Annotated in this window: 15 protein-coding genes; 2 read left to right on the top strand and 13 right to left on the bottom strand. The window is 48.6% G+C overall.

Annotated elements, in window-relative coordinates; all coding sequences use genetic code 11:
• Positions 1-75: 75 nt before the first annotated feature.
• Positions 76-3,210, bottom strand: a complete 3,135-nt coding sequence (ileS, locus tag BN3656_RS13760) for an isoleucine--tRNA ligase (protein WP_066549197.1) — start codon at positions 3,208-3,210, stop codon at positions 76-78.
• 397 nt (positions 3,211-3,607) lie between these two features.
• Positions 3,608-4,951: a putative ABC transporter permease gene (locus BN3656_RS13765; RefSeq protein ID WP_066549199.1), complete on the bottom strand. Its 1,344-nt coding sequence runs from the start codon at positions 4,949-4,951 to the stop codon at positions 3,608-3,610.
• A 202-nt stretch (positions 4,952-5,153) separates the two neighbouring features.
• Here BN3656_RS13765 and BN3656_RS13770 point away from each other — a divergent pair, with 202 nt between their 5' ends.
• Positions 5,154-6,611 (top strand): nicotinate phosphoribosyltransferase, encoded by a 1,458-nt coding sequence (locus BN3656_RS13770; RefSeq protein ID WP_066549201.1) that lies wholly within the window; start codon positions 5,154-5,156, stop codon positions 6,609-6,611.
• 82 nt (positions 6,612-6,693) lie between these two features.
• Here the strand turns inward: BN3656_RS13770 and BN3656_RS13775 are convergent, their stop codons facing one another.
• Positions 6,694-8,019: a galactokinase family protein gene (locus BN3656_RS13775; RefSeq protein ID WP_331467935.1), complete on the bottom strand. Its 1,326-nt coding sequence runs from the start codon at positions 8,017-8,019 to the stop codon at positions 6,694-6,696.
• Between the two features lie 163 nt (positions 8,020-8,182).
• Between BN3656_RS13775 and BN3656_RS13780 the strand changes: the two genes are divergently transcribed.
• Positions 8,183-9,250: a TIGR01212 family radical SAM protein gene (locus tag BN3656_RS13780; protein WP_081422968.1), complete on the top strand. Its 1,068-nt coding sequence runs from the start codon at positions 8,183-8,185 to the stop codon at positions 9,248-9,250.
• Here BN3656_RS13780 and BN3656_RS13785 read toward each other — a convergent pair.
• The 10 genes from BN3656_RS13785 to BN3656_RS13830 form a co-directional block, all read right to left on the bottom strand.
• Entirely contained in the window at positions 9,136-10,362 is a 1,227-nt protein-coding gene (locus BN3656_RS13785; protein WP_066549203.1) for a CapA family protein, read from the bottom strand. The two genes, BN3656_RS13780 and BN3656_RS13785, sit on opposite strands and share 115 nt — an antisense overlap.
• Positions 10,363-10,376: 14 nt before the next feature.
• Positions 10,377-11,234: a DegV family protein gene (locus BN3656_RS13790; protein ID WP_066549204.1), complete on the bottom strand. Its 858-nt coding sequence runs from the start codon at positions 11,232-11,234 to the stop codon at positions 10,377-10,379.
• A gap of 126 nt (positions 11,235-11,360) precedes the next feature.
• A complete protein-coding gene (locus BN3656_RS13795; RefSeq protein ID WP_066549206.1) occupies positions 11,361-12,800 on the bottom strand; it encodes a hypothetical protein in 1,440 nt (479 codons plus the stop codon).
• Positions 12,801-12,910: 110 nt separating this feature from the next.
• Positions 12,911-14,920, bottom strand: a complete 2,010-nt coding sequence (gene htpG / locus BN3656_RS13800) for a molecular chaperone HtpG (RefSeq protein WP_066549207.1) — start codon at positions 14,918-14,920, stop codon at positions 12,911-12,913.
• Positions 14,921-15,105: 185 nt separating this feature from the next.
• Positions 15,106-16,317, bottom strand: a complete 1,212-nt coding sequence (locus BN3656_RS13805) for a sigma-70 family RNA polymerase sigma factor (protein WP_066549208.1) — start codon at positions 16,315-16,317, stop codon at positions 15,106-15,108.
• Between the two features lie 59 nt (positions 16,318-16,376).
• Positions 16,377-16,883, bottom strand: a complete 507-nt coding sequence (locus BN3656_RS13810; RefSeq protein WP_066549209.1) for a DUF5721 family protein — start codon at positions 16,881-16,883, stop codon at positions 16,377-16,379.
• Between the two features lie 203 nt (positions 16,884-17,086).
• Complete coding sequence (locus BN3656_RS13815; protein ID WP_066549211.1) at positions 17,087-18,244, bottom strand: class II fructose-bisphosphate aldolase; 1,158 nt, start codon at positions 18,242-18,244, stop codon at positions 17,087-17,089.
• A complete protein-coding gene (locus BN3656_RS13820; protein WP_066549215.1) occupies positions 18,235-19,686 on the bottom strand; it encodes a lactate racemase domain-containing protein in 1,452 nt (483 codons plus the stop codon). Before BN3656_RS13820 ends, BN3656_RS13815 begins: the two co-directional genes overlap by 10 nt.
• A 25-nt stretch (positions 19,687-19,711) precedes the next feature.
• The gene (locus tag BN3656_RS13825) at positions 19,712-20,554 is read right to left on the bottom strand and encodes a triose-phosphate isomerase family protein (protein WP_066549217.1); all 843 of its coding nucleotides are present in this window, start codon (positions 20,552-20,554) and stop codon (positions 19,712-19,714) included.
• Positions 20,551-21,744 carry a diphosphate--fructose-6-phosphate 1-phosphotransferase gene (locus BN3656_RS13830; protein ID WP_066549219.1) on the bottom strand — a complete coding sequence of 398 codons (1,194 nt, stop codon included), beginning with the start codon at positions 21,742-21,744 and terminating at the stop codon, positions 20,551-20,553. Before BN3656_RS13830 ends, BN3656_RS13825 begins: the two co-directional genes overlap by 4 nt.

Here is a 21,744-nt window from a genome sequence, read left to right on the forward strand (position 1 = left end):
CTCCTTCTTACTTTCCAGATCCGCCCGAAAACTCCCGTTTCAGGGCGGATCGGCCTTTTATACTCTTTTATCTCCCTACATCAGCTTTTCAACGCCAAGCATTACGCTCTCACCGTTGATGTTCCACTCTTTTACAAAGCCCTTCATCTGGCCTAAGTGGATATGGTCTGCCATAACCTCTGTTTTGATCTCATCTGCATTTGCCTTTACAAGCTCTGCGATGCGCTCATTTCCATCCTGGTATACGGCGATATGATCCATAACTTCAAAACCGGCTTCCTTACGCATGGTCTGGATCTTGCTGATCACCTCGCGGACAAAGCCCTCCTCAATCAGTTCAGGAGTCAGATTGGTATCCAGGACAACGGTCACATAATTGTCCTCTTCCGTTACATAGCCGTCCTTCTTTGCCACGTCGATCAGCAGGTCATCCTTTGTAAGAACAACCTCCTGGCCGTCAAAATCAAAGGTCAGTGCGCCGGATTCATTTAAGGTATCCATGGCAGCGCTGCCGTCCAGCTCTGTCAGAGCCTGTCGGATCCTTCCGAGAAGCTTTCCATACTTTGGCCCTACGGTCTTTAACTGAGGCTTAAAGGTATAGGAGGTAAATGCCCGTACATCCTCTGTAAAGGTTACCTTTTTAACATTTAACTCTTCCTCAATGATCTTTACATAGAACTCGGACAGCTCATGGTCTGCCTTTACGTACATCTGGGCGATAGGCTGACGGTTCTTGATATTGGCTGTATTTCTGGCGGCACGGCCCATAACAACCGTATCCAGCACCTCATCCATATCAGACTCTAAGGCCAGGTCGATCCACTCTTCCTTTACCTCAGGATAATCGCACAGATGGATGCTCTCAGGCGCATTCTTATCAATATTTCTTACAATATTCTGGTAGATCTGCTCTGTCATGAAGGGGATCATTGGGGCAGCCGCCTTTGCAACGGTTACAAGAGCGGTATAAAGTGTCATATACGCATTGATCTTATCCTGCTCCATGCCCTTTGCCCAGAAACGCTCACGGCTTCTGCGCACATACCAGTTGCTCATATCGTCTACAAACTCCTGAAGGGCTCTTGCTGCCTCAGGGATCTGGTAATTCATCAGGCTGTTGTCAACGGCCTTTACCATAGAGTTCATCTTGGATAAGAGCCAGCGGTCCATAACGGGCAGCTTGTCATACTCCAGGCTGTATTTGGTTGCATCAAACTGGTCAATATTGGCATACAGTACCCAGAATGCGTAGGTGTTCCACAGCGTTCCCATGAACTTTCTCTGGCCCTCGGTTACAGCCTTATCCTGGTATCTCTTTGGAAGCCAGGGCGCGCTGCAGGTATAGAAGAACCAGTGGATTGCGTCTGCACCATGTGTTGCCAGAGCCTCAAAGGGATCAACGGCATTTCCCTTGGACTTGCTCATCTTCTGTCCGTTCTCGTCCAATACAAGACCCATAACAACTACATTTTCATAAGGCGCCTTGTTAAAGAGCAGGGTGGACTCTGCAAGAAGGGAGTAGAACCAGCCTCTAGTCTGATCCACAGCCTCGGAAATGAACTGAGCCGGGAACTGAGACTCAAAAAGCTCTTTATTCTCAAACGGATAATGATGCTGTGCAAAGGGCATGGCTCCTGAATCGAACCAGCAGTCAATTACCTCAGGCACTCTCTTCATCACGCCGCCGCAGTGAGGGCACTTGATGGTCACTGCGTCAATATAAGGACGGTGAAGCTCGATCTCATCGGGGCAGTTGTCAGAAAGGCTCTTTAACTCCTCGATGCTTCCTACGGAATGCTGATGGCCGCAGCCCTCGCACTCCCAGATATTAAGCGGCGTACCCCAGTATCTGTTTCTGGAAATGCCCCAGTCCTGGATATTCTCCAGCCAGTCGCCGAAGCGGCCCTTTCCGATGGACTCAGGCACCCAGTTTACAGTATTGTTATTGCGGATCAGATCATCCTTTACAGCGGTCATCTTGATGAACCATGACTCTCTTGCATAGTAGATCAGAGGTGTTCCGCAGCGCCAGCAGTGAGGATAGCTGTGCTCAAAGCTGGGAGCGGAGAATAACAGCCCTCTCTCCTCCAGATCCTTTAATACCAGAGGATCCGCATCCTTTACAAATCTGCCGCCGAACGGAGTGTCCTCTGTCATGTCGCCCTTTGCGTCCACCAGCTGTACGAAGGGCAGGTCATATTTACGGCCCACATTAGCGTCGTCCTCACCGAAAGCAGGAGCGATGTGTACGATTCCAGTACCGTCTGTCAGCGTTACATAGGTATCGCAGACAACGTAATGGCCCTTTTTGTGCTGCTTTTCGCAGTACGGCTTAGAGCAGTCGTAAAGAGGCTCGTACTCCTTAAATTCCAGCTCCTTGCCCTGATAGGTTTCAAGGACTTCCACATCCTCGCCCAGCACCTTCTCTACCAGTGCGTGAGCCATATAGTAGGTATAACCGTCTGCGGTCTTTACCTTTACATATTCCTCATTTGGGTTAACGCAGAGAGCCACGTTGCTTGGAAGAGTCCAGGGAGTGGTGGTCCATGCCAGAATGTAAGCATCCTCATCCTTTACCTTAAACCGGGCAATGGCGGAGCGTTCCTTTACATCCTTATAGCCCTGAGCTACCTCATGGGAGGACAGAGGAGTTCCGCAGCGTGGACAGTAGGGTACTACCTTAAAGCCCTTATATAACAGGCCCTTGTCCCAAATCTGCTTTAAGGCCCACCACTCAGACTCGATAAAGTTATTGTCATAAGTAACGTATGGATGATCCATGTCGGCCCAGAATCCTACGGTGCTGGAGAAATCCTCCCACATTCCCTTGTACTTCCAGACACTTTCCTTACACTCCTTGATAAAAGGCTCCAGACCGTACTTCTCGATCTGATCCTTTCCGTCCAGGCCCAGCTTCTTTTCCACTTCCAGCTCGACCGGAAGTCCGTGGGTATCCCAGCCGGCCTTTCTTGGAACCATATATCCCTTCATGGTTCTGTATCTGGGGATCATATCCTTAAATACACGGGTCTCAACATGGCCGATATGAGGTTTTCCGTTGGCAGTTGGCGGTCCGTCATAAAACACATAAGGCTTGCATCCTTCACGCATCTTGATGCTCTTTTCAAAAATGTGTTCATCTGCCCAGAACTTTTCTACTTCTTTTTCCCGTTCTACAAACTTTAAGTCAGTAGGGACTTTGTTGTACATCTTTTTCTACCTCCATTTGAATTTGTTCGATGCCTCACAGGAAAGAATATTTCATAGGGATCCCTTTCCTATGAAATAAAAAAAGACTCCCGCCCTGTAAAAGGACGAAAGTCTTGGATTCGTTTAACCACCTGTTACTGCATACTGTCATATGAGTTCCTCTAACGCAGGAAAAACGGCCGTGCCTACTAAAAACGTTCAGCCGGCGGCTCCGGAGTGATCTTCACAAACATCCCTTTTGACACCGGATTTCCACCGCCACCGGCTCTCTTTGGTCTCTGGGGAAAGCTACTGTCTCCTTCACAGCCTTTACCTTATAACGTCTTTATTATAATGACTGGGCTTTAAAATGTCAACGGCAGATTAAAAAAGTCCTCAAAAAAGCGAATACAGAATACTAATCTACAAATTTAGCATTCGGATAGATACATTTCATACGTTCATCCGGAAAATGGCGGTCCAGCCAGCCATTCAGCCCGCCTTCTTCCCCGGAAACCGTCTGGCTTACGGCTGTCTTTTCATCCTGTCTTGCAGAATACCGCCCCAGAGCAAGGCCGGAGAGAACCATATCAAAGACCATAAAAAGGATCAGACTATTGCTGAGAAGCTTTCCCCATTTAACCGGAAGCTTCTCAATCCATCCCGACAGTATCGGATAGAGCATCTTTAGCCAGACCACCGCCACGATCCCCCAGAAAAAACAATACAGCAGATTGATACGGCCTCCCAGATTAAAGGGAATGGCGCTGTAATCCCAGAATACCGTACCGAACACAAGCTCTGAAAATACACTGCATATGTATTCGTAAGCTCCTCCAAGGATCGTTCCCGCAAGAAAGATATAACGGTCATTTTTCTCTCTGTAGGGATAAAGAAACACAGTGAGGAGCACACAGCCCAGACCCCATACAATACTGAAAGGGCCGTATACCACGCTGCTGCGGCTCATGATGATCCCGGTTCTGGTATAGCAGAAAATCGTTTCTGTAATATCCCCCAGAAAAGCACCGATAAAAAACAGCATTGCCAGCTTGTAAAAACAGCAGCCTCTGGCAAAAACGGCTGTTTTTTCATCTATGCCCCCATTCTCCGCCCTCTTCCTTTCTTTCAGGCTGGGATACGCTTTTACCATCCTGCGTCTGATCCGCTCTGTGAGGGCATTTTCAAGAAAGGATGACAGCCCATAAAGCCGTCCGCTGACCTCAAAGGCTGCCCGTCCCAGAAAATAGTGCATCTGCAGGACAGCTGCCGAAGAACCCAGGCCATCTAAAAATGCTGCAATCAATACAGCTGTCAGAATAAGCCTTCCGGCCCTTTGGGGAAGCATATAAATAAGCTTTACCAGAAGCGGGTCAAACAGCCGGATGCAAAGCACGGCACAGATTCCCCAGAAAAGAGAGGCCGGCAGACAGATATACCCTCTTGCAGAAAACCTGTGTCCGGAATAATCCCACCATTTCTGGCCGGAAATCCGCTCCAGCAGAAAACCGCAGATGTATTCTGCAAAAGCTGCTATGATCATGCCACCCAGAAAAAGGAAAATCAAATGCTCCTTAAGTTCCGGCAGAACAATCCCAAAGGCCGCAGACGTCAATCCGTAGACCGGACAGAAGGGTCCGTTTAAATAGCCTCTGTTGACAAATTTTTTCTGCTCGGCCGCAGCCGCGCACACCTCCAGGCACCAGCCCGCGACCGAGTAGACCGCAAACATCCATAACAGCTCATATCCGGAATACCTCATAGGCCGCCTCCTTTTTACAGTTCTTTTCATTCTCTTATGAATTGTACCACAGAATATGCCATTTCACCATACGGACAGAATCGTTATATTTTTAACATTTCGTTTTCCTTTTGTAAAATTTATGCTATACTACTGTCAATTAACTTACAGCCTTCCGCCGGCCCTTAAGGGAAGACGGGGACATACCAGGGAGGAAAACCTTATGGATCACAGAAATCTTACACTGCTGACAGACCTGTATGAACTTACCATGATGCAGGGATATTTTAAAGAAAAAGACGCCAATGAAACCGTCATTTTCGATATGTTTTACCGGAACAATCCGCACGGAAACGGGTTTGCCGTCTGCGCCGGACTGGATCAGGTGATTGAATATATCAGGGATCTTCATTTCGATAAAAGCGATATCGCATATCTCAGAAGCGTAGGAATCTTTGAAGAAGACTTTCTGGAATATCTCCGGGACTTCCGTTTTACGGGTGATATCTATGCCATTCCTGAAGGTACGGTTGTTTTCCCCAGAGAACCTCTTGTAAAGGTGACCGCCCCGATCATGCAGGCACAGCTGGTAGAAACAGCCCTTCTTAATATCATCAATCACCAGAGCCTGATCGCCACTAAAACAGAGCGCATCGTCTATGCCGCCAAGGGCGACGGCGTGATGGAATTTGGACTGCGCCGTGCCCAGGGGCCGGACGCCGGCACCTATGGGGCAAGAGCCGCCATGATCGCAGGCTGCATCGGCACCTCCAATGTGCTCTGCGGAAAAATGTTTGACGTACCTGTAAAGGGCACCCATGCGCACAGCTGGATCATGAGCTTCCCGGATGAACTTACCGCCTTCCGTACCTATGCAAAGCTCTATCCGTCTGCCTGCATCCTTCTGGTAGACACCTACGATACCTTAAATTCCGGTATTCCAAACGCCATCCGGGTATTTAAAGAAATGCGGGAAGAAGGAATCCCCCTTACCTTTTACGGCATCCGCTTAGACAGCGGCGATCTGGCCTATCTTTCCAAAAAAGCGAAAAAAATGCTGGATGAAGCCGGCTTTCCGGATGCGGTTATCTCTGCTTCCAATGACCTTGACGAATATCTCATTGACAGCCTAAAGATGCAGGGAGCTGCCATCAATTCCTGGGGAGTGGGAACCAACCTGATCACCGCAAAGGACTGCCCTTCCTTCGGAGGCGTTTATAAGCTGGCTGCGGTAAAGGACAAAACCACCGGCGAATTTATTCCCAAGATCAAGCTCTCTGAGAATGCGGAAAAAATTACCAACCCCGGCAACAAGACGATCCAGCGGATTTACGAAAAAGAAACCGGAAAGATTATCGCTGATCTCATCTGCCTGGTGGATGAGAAATTCGACACTAACAATTCGCTCCTTCTCTTTGATCCCATTGAGACATGGAAAAAAACACTCCTCGCTCCCAGAACCTATACCATGCGTGAGCTCCTTGTCCCTGTTTTCCTAAACGGAACCTGCGTATACGAAACTCCAAAGGTAATGGACATCCAGGCTTACTGCAAAAAGGAACTGGATACCCTGTGGGACGAGTCCAAGCGTCTTGTAAATCCCCACAAGGTTCATGTGGATCTGTCCAATGAACTGTGGCATATGAAAAATCAGCTTCTTGATACTTATCACAGAAAATGATGAAATATGAATAAAAACCGGCTTTCCCCCATATCAGTCTGTACCGCCTGATATGGGGCAGAAAGCCGGTTTTTATATTATCTTATTTCAGCAGTTCATTAATGCAGACTGCTCCGTATGGACGGATACTCATTCTGTAAGCGCAACCCTCCCCCAGACAGCCCTCGATATAGCGGATATACTCATCTGTCAGGTCATTTGGCAGCATAGCCATAATGACGCCGGCAAAACCGCCTCCATGAACTCTGCAGGCGCCCCTCTGCTTTTCTGCGATAAAAAGCTCTGTAAGAGCCAGCGCAATGGTAATTCCCTGCTCCTGAACAGCATTGTTTGTAAAGCAGTTCTGAAGCCATTTCCAGGAAGAATTGCCGGAAGCGGTGATATTTTTAAGGAACTTCTCAAAGTTTCCTTCCTTTAAGGCCTTTACTTCCTCTTCCACTCTCTTGTTTTCTTCAAAGAAATGGAGAGCGCGGAGCACAGAACGGTCACCTGCAAAGCTTCTTACCTCGCTCAGCTTTTCAATCACCTGTTCCTCCGTCACCTGGGAAAGTACCTCTTTCCCGAAGAACTGAGCCACCTTTTTCATCTCGTTGGGAACCGAAGAATAATCTGCGCTTAAATCTGCATGGCCCTTTCCAGTCTGCACAATGATCAGGCTGTGATCCTGAGATTCAAAGTCAAAGTTGATCTTTTCTACCTCAGGAACCGCAGGTTCTGTAAAGTCAATGGTGATCAGACCGCCCACGGCGCAGGCCATCTGATCTAAAAGTCCGGATGCCTTATCCCAGTAAATATTCTCAGAATATTTTCCGATATGGGCATAAGCTACGCTGTCCATGCGGCCCTCGTTGAAAAATGTATTCAGCATGGAACATAAAAGCATCTCAAAGGAAGCGGATGAACTCACGCCTGCAGCGCTGATCACATTGCTGGTCACATAGGCGTCAAAACCGCCGATGCTGTAGCCTGCTTCCTTAAACCCTTTTAACAGACCCTTGATCAGATCAGTAGTTCCTGCTTTTTTTGCGCTTGGCTCCAACTGGTTTAAATCAATGGTGATATCCTGATCATAGGTTTCGCTGATGATATGGACCAGATTAGAATAATTAACAGCAGCCGCACCTACGCAGTCCAGGTTAATGCTGCCTGCAAGTACCTTTCCATGGTTATGGTCTGTATGGTTTCCGCTGATTTCCGTACGGCCCGGTGATGAGAACAGAAGAATATTTTCCCTGTCGCCAAATGTCTGTTCAAAGCCTGTAAGAACCTTTTCATAGCGGGTCTCATTCTCAGCCGCTCCTTCTCTTCCATAAAGCTCTGCCATGAGTGCTGAGGCTTTTTCACTCTTTAAAAGCCTGATGGTATCTTTTACATTCATCCCTGCTTTACCTCTCCTTCTTTCATTCAAATACATATCTCCTGAGGGCTCCGAACCCTATGAAAACAGTGTATCACAAAAAAGCATCCTCCTTCAATACAATATTTTCCTGTATTTATACAATTTTCTGGACACACTCCGTATTTCTGATATAATACCATGATACAAACTTTTACAGAAAGGATGTACTCCCATGATAATACCCGACTGGAATGGAAAGCCATACCACTCTCTGGATTATGAATTAAAACATACCTTTGGGCGCAAACTTTACAAGCTCTCCTTAGACGGCGGCATGACCTGCCCCAACCGGGACGGCACCTGCGGCAGCCGGGGCTGCATTTTCTGCAGCGAGGGTGGATCCGGAGACTTTGCCGCGCCTTTAGGAGGCGATGTCTGGAAACAGATTGAAGCTGCAAAGGAACGGATCCGCAGGAAAATGCCTCCAGCAGACGGCAGCGCCGATTACATTGCCTATTTTCAGTCCTTTACCAACACCTATGCCTCCACTGATTATCTGTCCCAGCTATTTTCCAGAGCCATTTCCCATCCGGAAATTGCGGCCCTATCCATCGCCACCCGGCCCGACTGCCTGCCGGATGAAACCATCGCTCTTTTATCCAGTTTAAACCGCATAAAGCCTGTCTGGGTAGAACTGGGGCTGCAAACCATCCACGAAGATACCGCTCGGCTGATCCGCCGGGGATATGCGCTTTCTGTGTTTGAAGAAGCTTTAAAAAAACTGAAAGCCGCAGGACTTACGGTGATCGTCCATGTAATTTTAGGACTTCCCGGAGAATCCAGGGGACGTATGACCGAAACCATCGCCTGGCTGGCAGACCGCCCCATTGACGGGATCAAGCTCCAGCTCCTGCATGTATTAAAAGGAACCGATCTGGCAGCTATGTACCAGTCTGATCCTTTTCCGGTCTTCTCCATGGAAGAATATATTGATTTTGTAATCGATTGTGTGGAGCTGCTTCCACCAGAGCTTACCGTCCACCGGCTTACAGGAGACGGCCCAAAAAACCTCTTAATCGCACCCTTATGGAGCGCCGATAAAAAGCGTGTGTTAAACACCCTTTCCCGCCGTTTTAAGGAGCGGGGAACCTGGCAGGGACGGCGCAAATGCAGCCTGTCCCCATGTTACGGTTCGTCCAGCCGCTGTGACGGATCCTGCTGCAATGGCTCCTCCGGACGTATTTCGCTTACCCGTCCGTTTTCATCCACCGCCGCGCCAAAGGACAGCCCTGTCATGTAGTCATAAAATTCGGCCTTCCCTTTTTCATCCGTAAGCATCCTGGTATAGCCTTCCGAGGAAATTCCGGGAATCAGGGAAAGCCGGGTGGTTTCCCCGTCCCACTCTGCTGCAAGCAGGGCTGTTTTTGGGATACTGCTTCCAAAAATGAAATTCCCCAAACTATATACAATGGGCTTTCCCTTATAGTATTCGATTCCCTGAAGCACATGGGGATGGCTTCCGATGACCAGGTCCGCCCCGGCATCAATATACTGCCTTCCAAGAGAGTGCTGGTACTCCTCCGGCCGGTCCTTTTTCTCAAGGCCCCAGTGCACATAGACAACCACATAATCGCAAGTTTCCTTTAAATGGTCAATCTGCTCCAAAAGAAGGGACGGATCATAGGTAGTAAGCATCCCAGGCTTAGAAGCAGAGGCATTCCAGGAGCCCACCGGGATTACACGGGAAGCACCTAAAAAGCCTATGTTTTCCCCTTTTTCTGTAATAATTACCGGTTCGCAGGCCTCTTCCAGATTCCTTCCGGCTCCCACATGGTAAATCCCGGCCTGATCCAGGGTATCGCAGGTATCCAGAAGGGCGTCCGTACCAAAATCAAGCGCATGGTTATTTGCCAGGGTCACAAGGTCAAGCCCCAGTTCCCGGAAAATCCTCACCCTCTCAGGCGGAAGCCGGAAGGTAAACTGCTTATCCTCTGCCGCTGTCCCCCGATTGCTGAAAGGAAACTCCTGATTTGCCATAAAAATATCACTTTCATGGATCACAGACTGGAAACCGGGATCCAGCACTCCAGACAGACTGCCTGATTTTTCATAGGCATTTAATACATGGTCAGAAAGAAGGATATCTCCTGCAAATACCATCCGTACTGGTTCATCTCCGGAAGCGGAGTCTTCCTCAGAAGCCTCCGTTTCCTCCATTCCCGGCTCCTGCTCTTCTGCCAGAGGATCATGTTCAATATAAATCTCCGGTTTTGCCGCTGTTTCTGCCTGCCTTATCTCCATCTCTCTCTCATCATCTGCCCGATCCGTAAAGCCTAAAATAAATACTCCAAGGGCTGCCAACAGCAGTCCAAAGAATACCGCAGCAGCCCCAATCCATCTTTTTTTATTCATCCATATATCCTATTCTACATCGCTAAGATAATACCGCCGTCATTTGCATAAACGGTGGCCACTCCCGCAGCCTGAGTAATCACGATTTCCTTAAAGGAAGCCCGTTTTTCCAGCTCTGCCTTTACATACAGAGCGCGTTCCTGATGGTTTACATGGCAGATCACAACCCGTTTTCCAGATGTATCCCCCGCCTCCTTGACTGCAATATCGCACATACGCTGCAGCGCCTTATTGATTCCTCTTGCCTGATCCAGCTTGATAATCACGCCTTCTTCTGCTCCCATCACAGGCTTAATGTTAAGAGCCGTAGCAAAAAAAGCCTGAAGCCCGGACAGACGGCCGTTCTTACGCAGCGTATCCAGAGTCTCCAGTACGAAGTAGGTCTTCATCCTGTGGCTGTAAGCCTCTGCCATTTCTGCAACTGTCTCAAAATCCAGCCCCTGTTCACACAGATCCCGGATATAAAGCGCCTGATCCAGTTCTCCTGAGGAGGCAGAAAGGGAATCGATCACAGCAATCTTCTTTGTCACCGGCTCACCGGCTTCCTTCTTTTCCTCCTCATACAGCTCCTTTGCCAGCACGGCAGAATTATAGCTGCCGCTCAGATGGTTGGAAAGGGTGATCACAAATACTGCGTCCGCATCTGCCTCCTCATATGCCTTTTTAAAGCTCTCCGGCGAAGGGCAGGCCGTCTTGGGACACTCCGGGCAGGCCTTTACCATCTCTATGAATGCGCTCTGATCAAAGGTTTCGTCATCTATCACCTGAACATTCCCCACCTGAAGGGTCAGGGGAATCATCTGAAATCCCGGATCCTTTTTTAATTCCTCTGTCAGATCCAGACAGCTGTCTCCAATGATCTTATACGTCATAATCCTATCCTCCAAACATACTATGTCATTTCCTCAACACATAGTTTTGATTACTACTTATTATAACAGCATACTCTGCAAAATGCAATACCCGGACACACAGAACGGCGGAATGAGCGGATCCCCTTAACGCCCCGCAGCCCTGATGCTCTGATATACCTGGTCTGCCTGGCTTTTCAGTTCCTCATAATAATCAAAGTGAAGGATCACAAACCTGCCCTCAATCTGGCGCACATACCAGTCCGAGTGATGGGAAGTACCGTCAGAAAACCGGGTGGAACTTAAGCATGAACGCCAGGTATGGCCTCCCAGCTCCACGGTTTCAAAACGATCCACCTGATACCCTCCTGTGCTTTCGTATTCCCTCAGCGCCTCCATATACCGGTCAAGTTCTGCTTCCGCATCTATAAAATCAAGTGTCACGCGATAACTTAATTCCGGATCATCCACATCTACATGTTCTCCGCCTACGAGAGCATATGTCCTGCTGCTTCCATCGCCCTTTAAAACCGTCGCCGCCTCAGGGAAGGTCAGCTCCAGGTCTGCCCATTCATTCCGGTAATGATTGCCCTCCAAGGTTCCCAGTGTAAATTCTGCAGCAGCCCGTTCACTCCCCTCTTTCATGTAACCGTCTGCGCCAAAGGTATACTCCACCCCGTCAATGCTCTTCGTTACAGAAGTAACCATATGACCGTACTCATCCACATATTTCCAGCCATCTGCTTCTTTAATCCAGCTGCTGTACAAGATCTTTCCTTCTCCGTCCAGACGATAGGTCAGTCCAAACTCATCCTGCTTCCAGCAGTCCTTTGCAAAGCTTCCGTCTGCAAGACGATACTTCCAGCCTCCGTCTTCGGAATACTCCCAGCCCTCGATCCCGCTGTAGGGCTGCAGACAATCAAGAAATGCGGCTGCCTCTGCTGCCTGGTCTGCAGAATACGTCTGGCAGATCACATAAATCCTGTCTCCCTCCTGGCGGATGTAGAAATCATTTACCAGCATCTTTTCCATCTGGCTGATGTAGTTCTGCACTGTTGCCTTCTGCCCCTCTGTGAGTTCTGCCGTATTCATATAATCCTTCATGGAGTCGGCCATGAGTTTTCCATAATTCACCTTCAGATATTCATATTCCTTTGTTCCCAGGGTAATCATACCGCTCTGGGTCATGGTCTCATCCAGACCGGACTGTATCATCTCTGCTTTTAAGGTTTCCACACTGAAGGGAATCCCCGTTCCATCATCTGCCGGCATCACAAATCCCATATTTACAATATAAGTCTTATCCGTCTCATTTACCATGGATGCAGCAAAATCAATCTGCATCTGATCCAATGTTTTCATCTGGGCTACCAGCTGCCTGGATATTTCCCAGCCGCCTCCCATGCGGTCTACCTGATAGGAAGCCGGAACCTGGGCCTGAAAACCACCCATACGGCTGGTAATGATCTGCCCATCAATGGTGCTGAGTCCCAAAGGCTCTGCAAATACCCCAAACGCACCAGAAAGTGAGAGCGCTGCTCCCAGGCAGACGCCCTGTATTGTCTTCAAAAAACGTTTTTTTATCAATGATCTTTCCTCCCGTATTCTCCGTAAATCCAAAAAAGCCGATGCAGACCGCTGCACCGGCTTCCCCTGCAGAGCTTCTCACAGCCTCTGCCGTATTCTTATTTTACTCTTTATTCTGTCTTCTGTCCAGCCATAATCATCATAATCTCATTGCTGCGGCTGACAAACTTTGTCATTCGTTCAGGAGAAAGGGCTCCGTGGGAAAGACTTGCCAGATCGTAAAGCTGCTCACAGATGGCGGCAGTATGTTCTCCTTCTTTATTTTCAAGCACATACTTAACCAGAGGATGGTTGGCATTAAGCACCAGGGTTTCTCCCATTCCGCCGAACATGCCCATATCCATTCCGCCCATGTTGTACATCTTCATCATATCCTGCATTCTTCTTGTTTCTTCGGATACGGTGATCATGGATGCAATGCCTGCATTCTTCATCTTTTCAACCTTGATATCCAGCTTATCATTATTTAAAGCCTTCTTAAATTCCTCGGTCAGCTCCTCAGAGGACTTCTTAAATTCCTCGTCATCCTCCTTTACTTCCTCCTTAAAGGAAGCGTTTAAGTCCGTATCAATACGCAGGAACTTCACGCCCTCTTTCTTCTGCTCCACATGGCTGATAAACGGATTGTCAATGGCAGCCGGCATGATAACAGCATCGATCCCTTCCTCCTTAAAGAGGTTGATATACTGGCTCTGCTCCTTTTCGTCGGTTACATAGAAAATGGTATTTTCATGCTTTTCCTTATTCTCATCCAGGCAGTCCTGTAAGGTCAGATACTTGCCCTCCAGGTTCTTATACAGGATATAGTCGCCCATCTTATCTGCAAACTTCTCATCCTTGATATAGCCGAACTTGATGAAGGGAGCAATATCATCCCAGTATTTCTCATAGGTCTCACGATCTGTCTTGCACATACCGGACAGCTTGTCCGCTACCTTCTTTGTAATATAATCGGAAATCTTCTTTACAAAGCCGTCGTTCTGCAGAGCGCTTCTGGATACGTTTAACGGAAGATCCGGACAGTCGATCACACCCTTTAACAGCATTAAGAACTCAGGGATTACTTCCTTGATATTATCTGCGATAAATACCTGGTTATTGTACAGCTTAATGGTTCCCTCGATGCTCTCGTACTCCATGTTGATCTTCGGGAAGTACAGAATACCCTTTAAGTTAAAGGGATAATCCATGTTCAGGTGGATCCAGAATAATGGCTCCTTGTAATCTCTGAATACCTTGCGGTAGAAATCCTTATACTGCTCCTCTGTACACTCGTTGGGATGCTTATTCCACAGAGGATTGGTGTCATTTAACGCTACAGGACGTCTTAAAATCTTATATTTTTCTCTGGACGGCTCGATCTCCACGGTTTCCTTGGTACCGTCCTCCTTTTCCTTCTCCTCGGTCTTTGCAGGCTCGATAACAGTCTCAACTACCGTATCCTTTTCGGTCAGTTCGTCCTTTTCGATGGTATCATACTGAGGCTCTGCAGTCTCATTCTCCAGGAAAATGCTTACAGGCATGAAAGCACAGTATTTCTCAATAACCTCTCTTGCACGGTACTCGTTGGAGAACTCGGTGCTGTCCTCGTTGAGGTATAAAACAATGGTCGTACCAACCTCTGCCTTTTCTCCCTCTGTCATCTCATAGTCAATGCCGCCTTCAGACTCCCAGTGCACCGGCTTTGCATCCTTCTGATAGGATAAGGAATCAATGGTAACCTTATCTGCCACCATAAATGCGGAATAAAAGCCCAGACCGAAATGTCCGATGATCTGGTCTTCATTTGCCTTGTCCTTGTACTTCTCCATGAAGTCCTGAACGCCGGAAAATGCGATCTGGTTAATATATTTGTCAATCTCTTCCTCCGTCATGCCAAGGCCATTATCCCTGATGGTAATGGTCTTTTCATTGGGGTTTACGCTGACCTGGATCTTATACTCCACATCCTCAGGCTTTTCGTACTCGCCCATCAGCTCCAGCTTTTTAAGCTTGGTGATCGCGTCGCAGCCATTGCTGATCAGCTCGCGGTAAAAGATATCGTGATCGGAATAAAGCCACTTTTTGATCACAGGGAAAATGTTCTCGCTTGTAATAGATAAACTGCCTTTCTTTGCCATAATATGCGCCTCTTTCTTTTGATTTTTCTTTTCTGAAACTCATATGGTATGGGACTTCCAAAGTGGTTCTGGAAATATCCCTTTATTTTATCTGCTCACAAATTACATTGTAGTACCACTTTGGAGAAATGTCAACAAAAAATTAGCACTCATTCGAAATGAGTGCTAGCAAAATCCTTTAGCTTCTAGGGAAGAAAATCCCTTATTTTCCTGCTCCTGGACGGATTTCTCAGTTTTCTTAAAGCCGCCGTTTCAATCTGGCGGATACGTTCTCTGGTAACCTTAAACCGCTTTCCCACTTCCTCCAGTGTCATGGGATGGCCCGATTCCAGGCCAAAGCGCAGGATAATGACCTCCCGCTCTCTGGGGTTTAGACCCTGGAGCATCTGATCGATTTCTTCTCTTAAAAATACGCTCTCAGCCTTTTCCTCTGTGGATGCGTTAGCATCGTCTGCCACAAAATCTCCCAGATTGGAACCGTCCTCATCACCCACCGGCGTCTCTAAAGATACTGTGTCGCCGGAAGACTGCATCAGCTCTGTGACCCTCTTTTCCGACATTCCTATCTCTTTCCCGATCTCCTCATTGGAAGGTTCCCGGCCCAGCCGCACTGCCAGCATCCTCTGAGCCCTGCGCACCCGGTTTACAGCTTCTACCATGTGAACAGGAAGACGGATAGTTCTGGACTGATCCGCCAGCGCTCTTGTTACAGACTGTTTTACCCACCAGGTAGCGTAGGTGCTGAGACGGTAGCCCTTTGTATAATCAAACTTTTCCACCGCTTTCATCAGGCCGATATTTCCCTCCTGGACCAGATCCAGAAAGCTCATCCCGCGGCCTGTATAGCGCTTTGCAATGCTGACTACCAGCCTGAGATTGGCCTCTACCAGCTTCTGGCCTGCATGCAGGTCTCCTAAGGCCTTGCGTTTTGCCAATTCCTGCTCCTGCTCCTGGGTAAGAAGAGGAATGGAGCCGATTTCCTTTAAATATTCCCGGATCGGATCCGTACTGGCTACGCCCTCTAACAGCTGTTCGTGGGAATTTTCCTCATCTTCCTCATCATTGTCCGCAGATGGAGAAAAATCCTCATCATCTGTCTCGGAATCCTCCCTGTTCCAGCGGTATTTGCTGTTTATCAGTTCTGATACGGTATCCTCAGAATCATCCCCATCTTCTTCCAGAAGAAGTCCTTCATCCTCAGACGTATCCGTTCCCTCTTCTGCCAGAATCTGTACGCCCCGCTTTTCCAGTCTGGCATATACATCTTCCATTTCCTCCGGCGTTACTGCTTCATCTGCAAAGCAGTCTAACACCTGGGTCATCTCAAGACGTTTGTCATGAGCCGCTGCCAAAGCAGTCAGTTCATCCAGTTTCTTCATCAGCTTTGTCTTATCCATATTGCTCCCTTCCCTGTTTTAAGAGCTTGTCCCTCATATGCTTTCGATTTTTCGCTCTGCTAATTTACCCCTTCCTGTGTGCACGGAATCTGACGGGAACGGAAAAACTCCCTCACAGACTCATCCCACTGAACCTCCAGGGCCTTGTCCAGAGTAAAAAATTTAAGTGCGGTTCCCGTAATACAGTATAATTCCCCTTCTTCATACCGGATATTCAGATACAGTCCCTGGATCTGATCCCCGCTTATTCCGGTGCCGCTTTTCGAAGCAAAACGCTCTGTCTGTCCGGCCGGAAGCTGCAGTACGATCTTAAAGCTTTCAGGCAGCTTTTTTCCTTTGATAAGAGAAAAACAAAACGGGCGCAGCTGTCTCCAGGAAGAAAACTCCCCGATCCTTTGCTCCTCCCGCTCCTCTTCTGTATAATACCCGGATCTGATATGTCCATCCATGGTAAAACTATTGTATGTAACGATATTCACCTCCCGCACCCAGAAGGAATCAAAATCCTCCTTTATAAACAGTCGGGATGTAAAGGACTTTACGTCCTCGGCCTTTAATGCGATCATAAGTTCTCTCCTGTCCGGCCTATTGTGTCTAAATTTTCCAAATCTTATCTAATTATACCTTTTTAGCCGAAAAACGTCAATCAGTTTAAAGGAAGTGTCGCAAAAATTGTCGCAAAAACCGCTTCTGTTCTCTCAGCTGTATAAAATACGGCAGAGAGAAACGCTTCTCTCTGCCGCAGCATCAGCTCTTTTAACCTGTACCTTTAAATTCCCGCTTTCCGATAGCGCTCTGCCATTTCTTCCAGAGATACCTGCTCCACAAGAGGCGCTTTTCCAAAGGAGCCAAACTCTACGATCAGAGTCCCCACAACCTCTTTCACACCCCGTTCGATACAGTCCACAATGGCTGCTCGATCCTCATCCTCTACAACACCGTACATCACTGTGTCCATAATAGGAGGAAGGAATACCCTTGGATCAAACTGATCCTTCTTTTTCTCCAGAAGTTCATAAATTCCTCCTACCGAGGGACTGGTGCGAAGCTTTGGCTGGGCTGCAAACAGCTCCTTCATATTGCGCGTCACAGCCAAACGGATATCCGTATCCACATTGATCTTATTAATGCCGCAGCGGATCGCTGCCTTTAACTGCTCAATGGAAATACCGTGGGTATCTGCAAGCTCCCCTCCCAGAGCGTTGATTTCATCTACAATGTATCCGGGAACGGTAGAGGAGCCATGGGAAACAAGAGCCCCAAAAATCCCCAGATGGTTCATACACTCACGGATTGCCACCGGGATTTCCTTACGGAGCTTTACATTTTTCCCCTTTGAGGCTCCATGCATGGTTCCATAGGAAATCGCCAGTGCATCTACCCCTGTTTTCTGGAAAAATTCCACTGCGGACAATGGATTCGTATAGGTGGAGGAAGCTGCAAACACATGATCCTCCACACCGGCCAGAACTCCCAGCTCTCCTTCTACGCTGACGCCTCTGGTATGAGCGTATTTTACGACCTCTCTGGTCAGCTCCACATTTTCATCAAAGGGAAGGGAGGAGCCGTCGATCATGACAGAGGTATAGCCTCCCTCTATGGCTGCCACGCAGGAGTCAAAGTCTCTGCCGTGATCCAGATGGAGCACCACAGGAATGGCTGCTGTCTGAGCATATTTTTTTACTGCGCCGGCAATATTTCTGGCTCCGATCTTCTTATCCTCCAGAGTAGCGTGGATAAAATCCGTATTTCCTCCCATAAAGCCATTTGCCAGATCCGCCCCCTGCAGGATAGCTGCAGAGCGGAACATTTCATGAACCTCTATGGCTGCCTTTGCCTGAGCAACCGCATTTACGTTAAATGCTCCCTGGCCGAAGCCGTATTTCATGGAAGCCTCCAAAAGAGGCCACAGGGGAATTAAAGACATGGATCTCCCTCCTTCATCATCAGATGGACTGCTCCCAGCTTAAAGGTCTTTGGCAGAGCCAATATATTTGGGTTTGGTCCTACAAATTTTTTCTTTGCGTCCTCCAGAGCCTCCTCAATGGTGGCTCTGGTCTTAAGACCCATTCCTCTGGCATAGCCGGGTTCCTGGGCACCGCATACATAAATTGCCGACGTATTCATTTCTGCAATATGGGCCGAACTCATCATGGAAAAGCCGTGGAACGGATGGAAGGCATTGCAGTAGCGGTACTTGCGGATATATTCCTCATTGGTGGCAAAATATTCGCCGTAGCGGTTTAAATCCGGCAGAATATTCATGTAATCCTTCTGGAACATATCGTAAAGCTCTCTCATATAGGGCCATCTCTCATCATGGAAATAGCCGTTGCAGATGGAAGCGCAGATAATCACGCAGTGATCGCTCATGACCCGTTTATGGCGCACTACCTGTGCAGAAATGGCCTGCATCATCATAACAGGATTGGTTCCCATGCCGTCGCCGTAATGGAACTTCTGCGGAAGGCCGAAAATCATTACATCATACTTCTTTTCAGCCCAGGGGATATAGGTCCGCTTGTCGGCCGTAATCCAGGAGTGTGGCTGCATCACCTTTGCATAGCCGCTGTTGATCTCAATCTGTCTGGAATACGTATCCAAAACCGCGTCGCAGCAGAAAAACTTCTTTCCCATGCATTTTTCCATGTGCTGGCCGATCTCATCAAACTTGGTCCGCATAAGGGAGTGGCCGTTTACCGGGGTAAAATCCTTCCGGTGCATAACCTGAGGCACATGATGGGATGCAATGGAGCGCCAGTGGGTAATTCCTGTAGAACAGTGCTTATATCCTCCGGAATAGCCGCCGTAAGGATTTCCCTGGGTATGGCCGATAAGGATCGCCACATCACTGTCATACACATACTTATTCATAAGAACAGGGTCTCCCCGGTCTGTCGTTCCCAGATCAACCATGTGTTCATAATCCTCGCTGTCATGGCTGATGATCTGGTGGGTATACCAGAATTCGTGGAACAGCTCCTCCCCCAGGATATCGCGGATCTCCTTTTCCGTACTTCTGGGATGAAGGCCGTTGGAGCAGATCAGCAGGATATCCTTTTTTTCTACCCCCACAGAGTACAGTTCTTGAAGGATCAGCTTAATGGAAATCTTCCGGTGAGCCGTGGGCTGAAGCCCTCCCTTTACAATATCCGGGAAAATAATGACCACCTTGGAACCCTTGTGGGCTAACTCTGTTAAAGGCGGCATTCCCATAGGGTTGCGGATGGATTTTAAGGTTTCCTCTTCTAATTTATCTTCCGGAATACAGGGCGGATCCGGCACCGTATCCCCTGGGATAAAAATGTCTGTAGAATCCGGCAGAACGGCATCTACCATGCCCTGCCCGTATTCAAATGATACTTTCATATAAAAACTCTCCTTCCCAAATGCTTTAAGCTTTTTCTGCTGTCAGGTACAGCTTTACGATTTCCAGATATTCCTCCGGATAAAATCCGATCTCACCTGAAAAACGGGTCAGCGCAATCAGTCCGCCGTCCATATCCGGCACAGAAGCAAGCATCGCGGCATTGTCCTGCTTTAATCCGCCTCCGTAAACCACGTCCATGCCTCCGGTAATCTCTTTTACAAATGCGCCGATTTTCTGGATATACTCCTTATCCGGCGGGGTTTTTCCCGGCCCGATGGCCCATACGGGCTCATATGCAATGGTTACGCAGCCTTTGTCCACATCCTTTAAGCCTTCCTCCAGCTGCGTTCTTAAAACCTCCTGCCATCTGGGCTGCTCCTCTGAGGTCTCTCCGATACAGTAAAGCACCTTCAGACCGGCCCGTACCGCCTCCCGGATCTCCTGATTTAAAATTTTGTTTACAGCCGACGGATCTCCTCCTCCCGCGGCAAGGATCCCCGCCTTATCCTTTCGTTCCTCACAGTGGCCGATCAGCACACAGCTGCATCCCAAAGCCCTGGCCGCATTAGCGGTACGGCTGGTGGTAAAGGCTCCAAAGTTTCCTCCCACTGCCGTATCCTGGCGGAATACTCCCTGGCAGCCCACCTTTACGGGACTGCCTTCACAAAGAGCCCCTGCCGCCGTGAGCACATGAGCCTCCGGGAAAAACATGGCAAATTCCACATTCTCTGTTTCATACTCCATAAGCTCCTTCTGGGTCTGATCCACAATATAGGAACCCCAGTCCTTCACGGCAGCAATAGCGTTTACGCCGCCATACTCCTTCGGAATATCAAAACGCTTCAGATTTAAAAAGATATGCTTCATTCTCTGTCCTCTCTTCTTTCCCTGTATATCTCCTGAAAATCAATATAGTCCGGCGTTTCCTCCCCGGTAAGAGGCCGGCACCAGCTTACAAATTCATCCGTCACATCATTTCCCCGGTCATTGATATAGGAAGCCGGAAGCGTCCGCTCTGTAAGCATCACCTGTTCGACCGGAATACGGATGGGACGAATCTCATATTCCTCCTGCTTTCTGCGCTCAAAACCGATCATAATACCCGTACAGCCCTCCATGGCAGCTTTTAAAGCCTCTCTTCCCGCAAGTACTGCCTCCTCGCGGTCCACCGGGGACTGAAGGGAAATGGAAGCTCTGCCGCAAAGCCCCGGCTTTTCGCTTCTGGCCTTAATTCCCAGCTTTTTGATCACCAGCTCTGCCAGATAAGCTCCCACGTCTCCGTAGTAGACGGAACGGCCTGTCTGGAAAATGGGAGGCACGACAGGTTTTCCGCTTTCATCCTTTAAGCCCTCGCTGGCGACCACAACCACACCGCCCAGCCTGTCATACAGCTCCTTCACATCTGCCAGAAATTCCTCTTCCCTGAAAGGACGCTCCGGAAGATAGATCAGGTGCGGCGCATCCCCGTGTTTTTTCCTCGCCAGAGCCGAGGCCGCTGTAATCCAGCCTGCATTGCGCCCCATGGCCTCTAAAATACACACATGAATGGGAAGAGATTTCACATCCGCCCCTATCTCAGCCGTTGTTCTGGCTATATACCGGGCCGCGCTGCCGTAGCCCGGAGTATGATCTGTAATGCCGATATCATTATCAATGGTCTTTGGGATTCCTGCCACCCGGATATCTGAGTCTGGACCTAAAGCCCTCACCAGCTTTCCGCAGGCGTCCATCGTGCCGTTTCCCCCATTAAAAAGCACATATCGGATATGGTGCTTACGGAAAATGGCCTCCATTGCCTTATAATCTTCCTCCTCCAGCGCATATCGGGAAGAGCCAATGGCAGTTCCCGGCGTGGTAAGGAGCTTTTTCAGCTCTTCTTCAGGAAACCGGGACAGATTTAAAAACCGTTCCTTTAAAATTCCCTCGCTTCCGCCGATGGCTCCGTAAACTGCGCCCACTGCGCCGCTTTCCCTTGCTTCAAGAAGTACGCCGTACAGCGATGCATTCAGCACTGCCGTAGGCCCTCCTCCATGAACAACCAGTACATTGTCCCTCAT

Origin of the sequence: Clostridium sp. AT4 (assembly GCF_001517625.2) — a bacterium.
Taxonomy (GTDB): domain Bacteria; phylum Bacillota; class Clostridia; order Lachnospirales; family Lachnospiraceae; genus Enterocloster.

Excerpts from the sequence above, each read along its gene's own strand:
- ileS (WP_066549197.1), bottom strand. The coding sequence starts at position 3,210 with ATGTACAACAAAGTCCCTACTGACTTAAAGTTTGTAGAACGGGAAAAA.
- BN3656_RS13765 (WP_066549199.1), bottom strand. The coding sequence starts at position 4,951 with ATGAGGTATTCCGGATATGAGCTGTTATGGATGTTTGCGGTCTACTCG.
- BN3656_RS13770 (WP_066549201.1), top strand. The coding sequence starts at position 5,154 with ATGGATCACAGAAATCTTACACTGCTGACAGACCTGTATGAACTTACC.
- BN3656_RS13780 (WP_081422968.1), top strand. The coding sequence starts at position 8,183 with ATGATAATACCCGACTGGAATGGAAAGCCATACCACTCTCTGGATTAT.
- BN3656_RS13785 (WP_066549203.1), bottom strand. The coding sequence starts at position 10,362 with ATGAATAAAAAAAGATGGATTGGGGCTGCTGCGGTATTCTTTGGACTG.
- BN3656_RS13790 (WP_066549204.1), bottom strand. The coding sequence starts at position 11,234 with ATGACGTATAAGATCATTGGAGACAGCTGTCTGGATCTGACAGAGGAA.
- htpG (WP_066549207.1), bottom strand. The coding sequence starts at position 14,920 with ATGGCAAAGAAAGGCAGTTTATCTATTACAAGCGAGAACATTTTCCCT.
- BN3656_RS13805 (WP_066549208.1), bottom strand. The coding sequence starts at position 16,317 with ATGGATAAGACAAAGCTGATGAAGAAACTGGATGAACTGACTGCTTTG.
- BN3656_RS13810 (WP_066549209.1), bottom strand. The coding sequence starts at position 16,883 with ATGATCGCATTAAAGGCCGAGGACGTAAAGTCCTTTACATCCCGACTG.
- BN3656_RS13815 (WP_066549211.1), bottom strand. The coding sequence starts at position 18,244 with ATGTCTTTAATTCCCCTGTGGCCTCTTTTGGAGGCTTCCATGAAATAC.
- BN3656_RS13820 (WP_066549215.1), bottom strand. The coding sequence starts at position 19,686 with ATGAAAGTATCATTTGAATACGGGCAGGGCATGGTAGATGCCGTTCTG.
- BN3656_RS13825 (WP_066549217.1), bottom strand. The coding sequence starts at position 20,554 with ATGAAGCATATCTTTTTAAATCTGAAGCGTTTTGATATTCCGAAGGAG.
- BN3656_RS13830 (WP_066549219.1), bottom strand. The coding sequence starts at position 21,744 with ATGAGGGACAATGTACTGGTTGTTCATGGAGGAGGGCCTACGGCAGTG.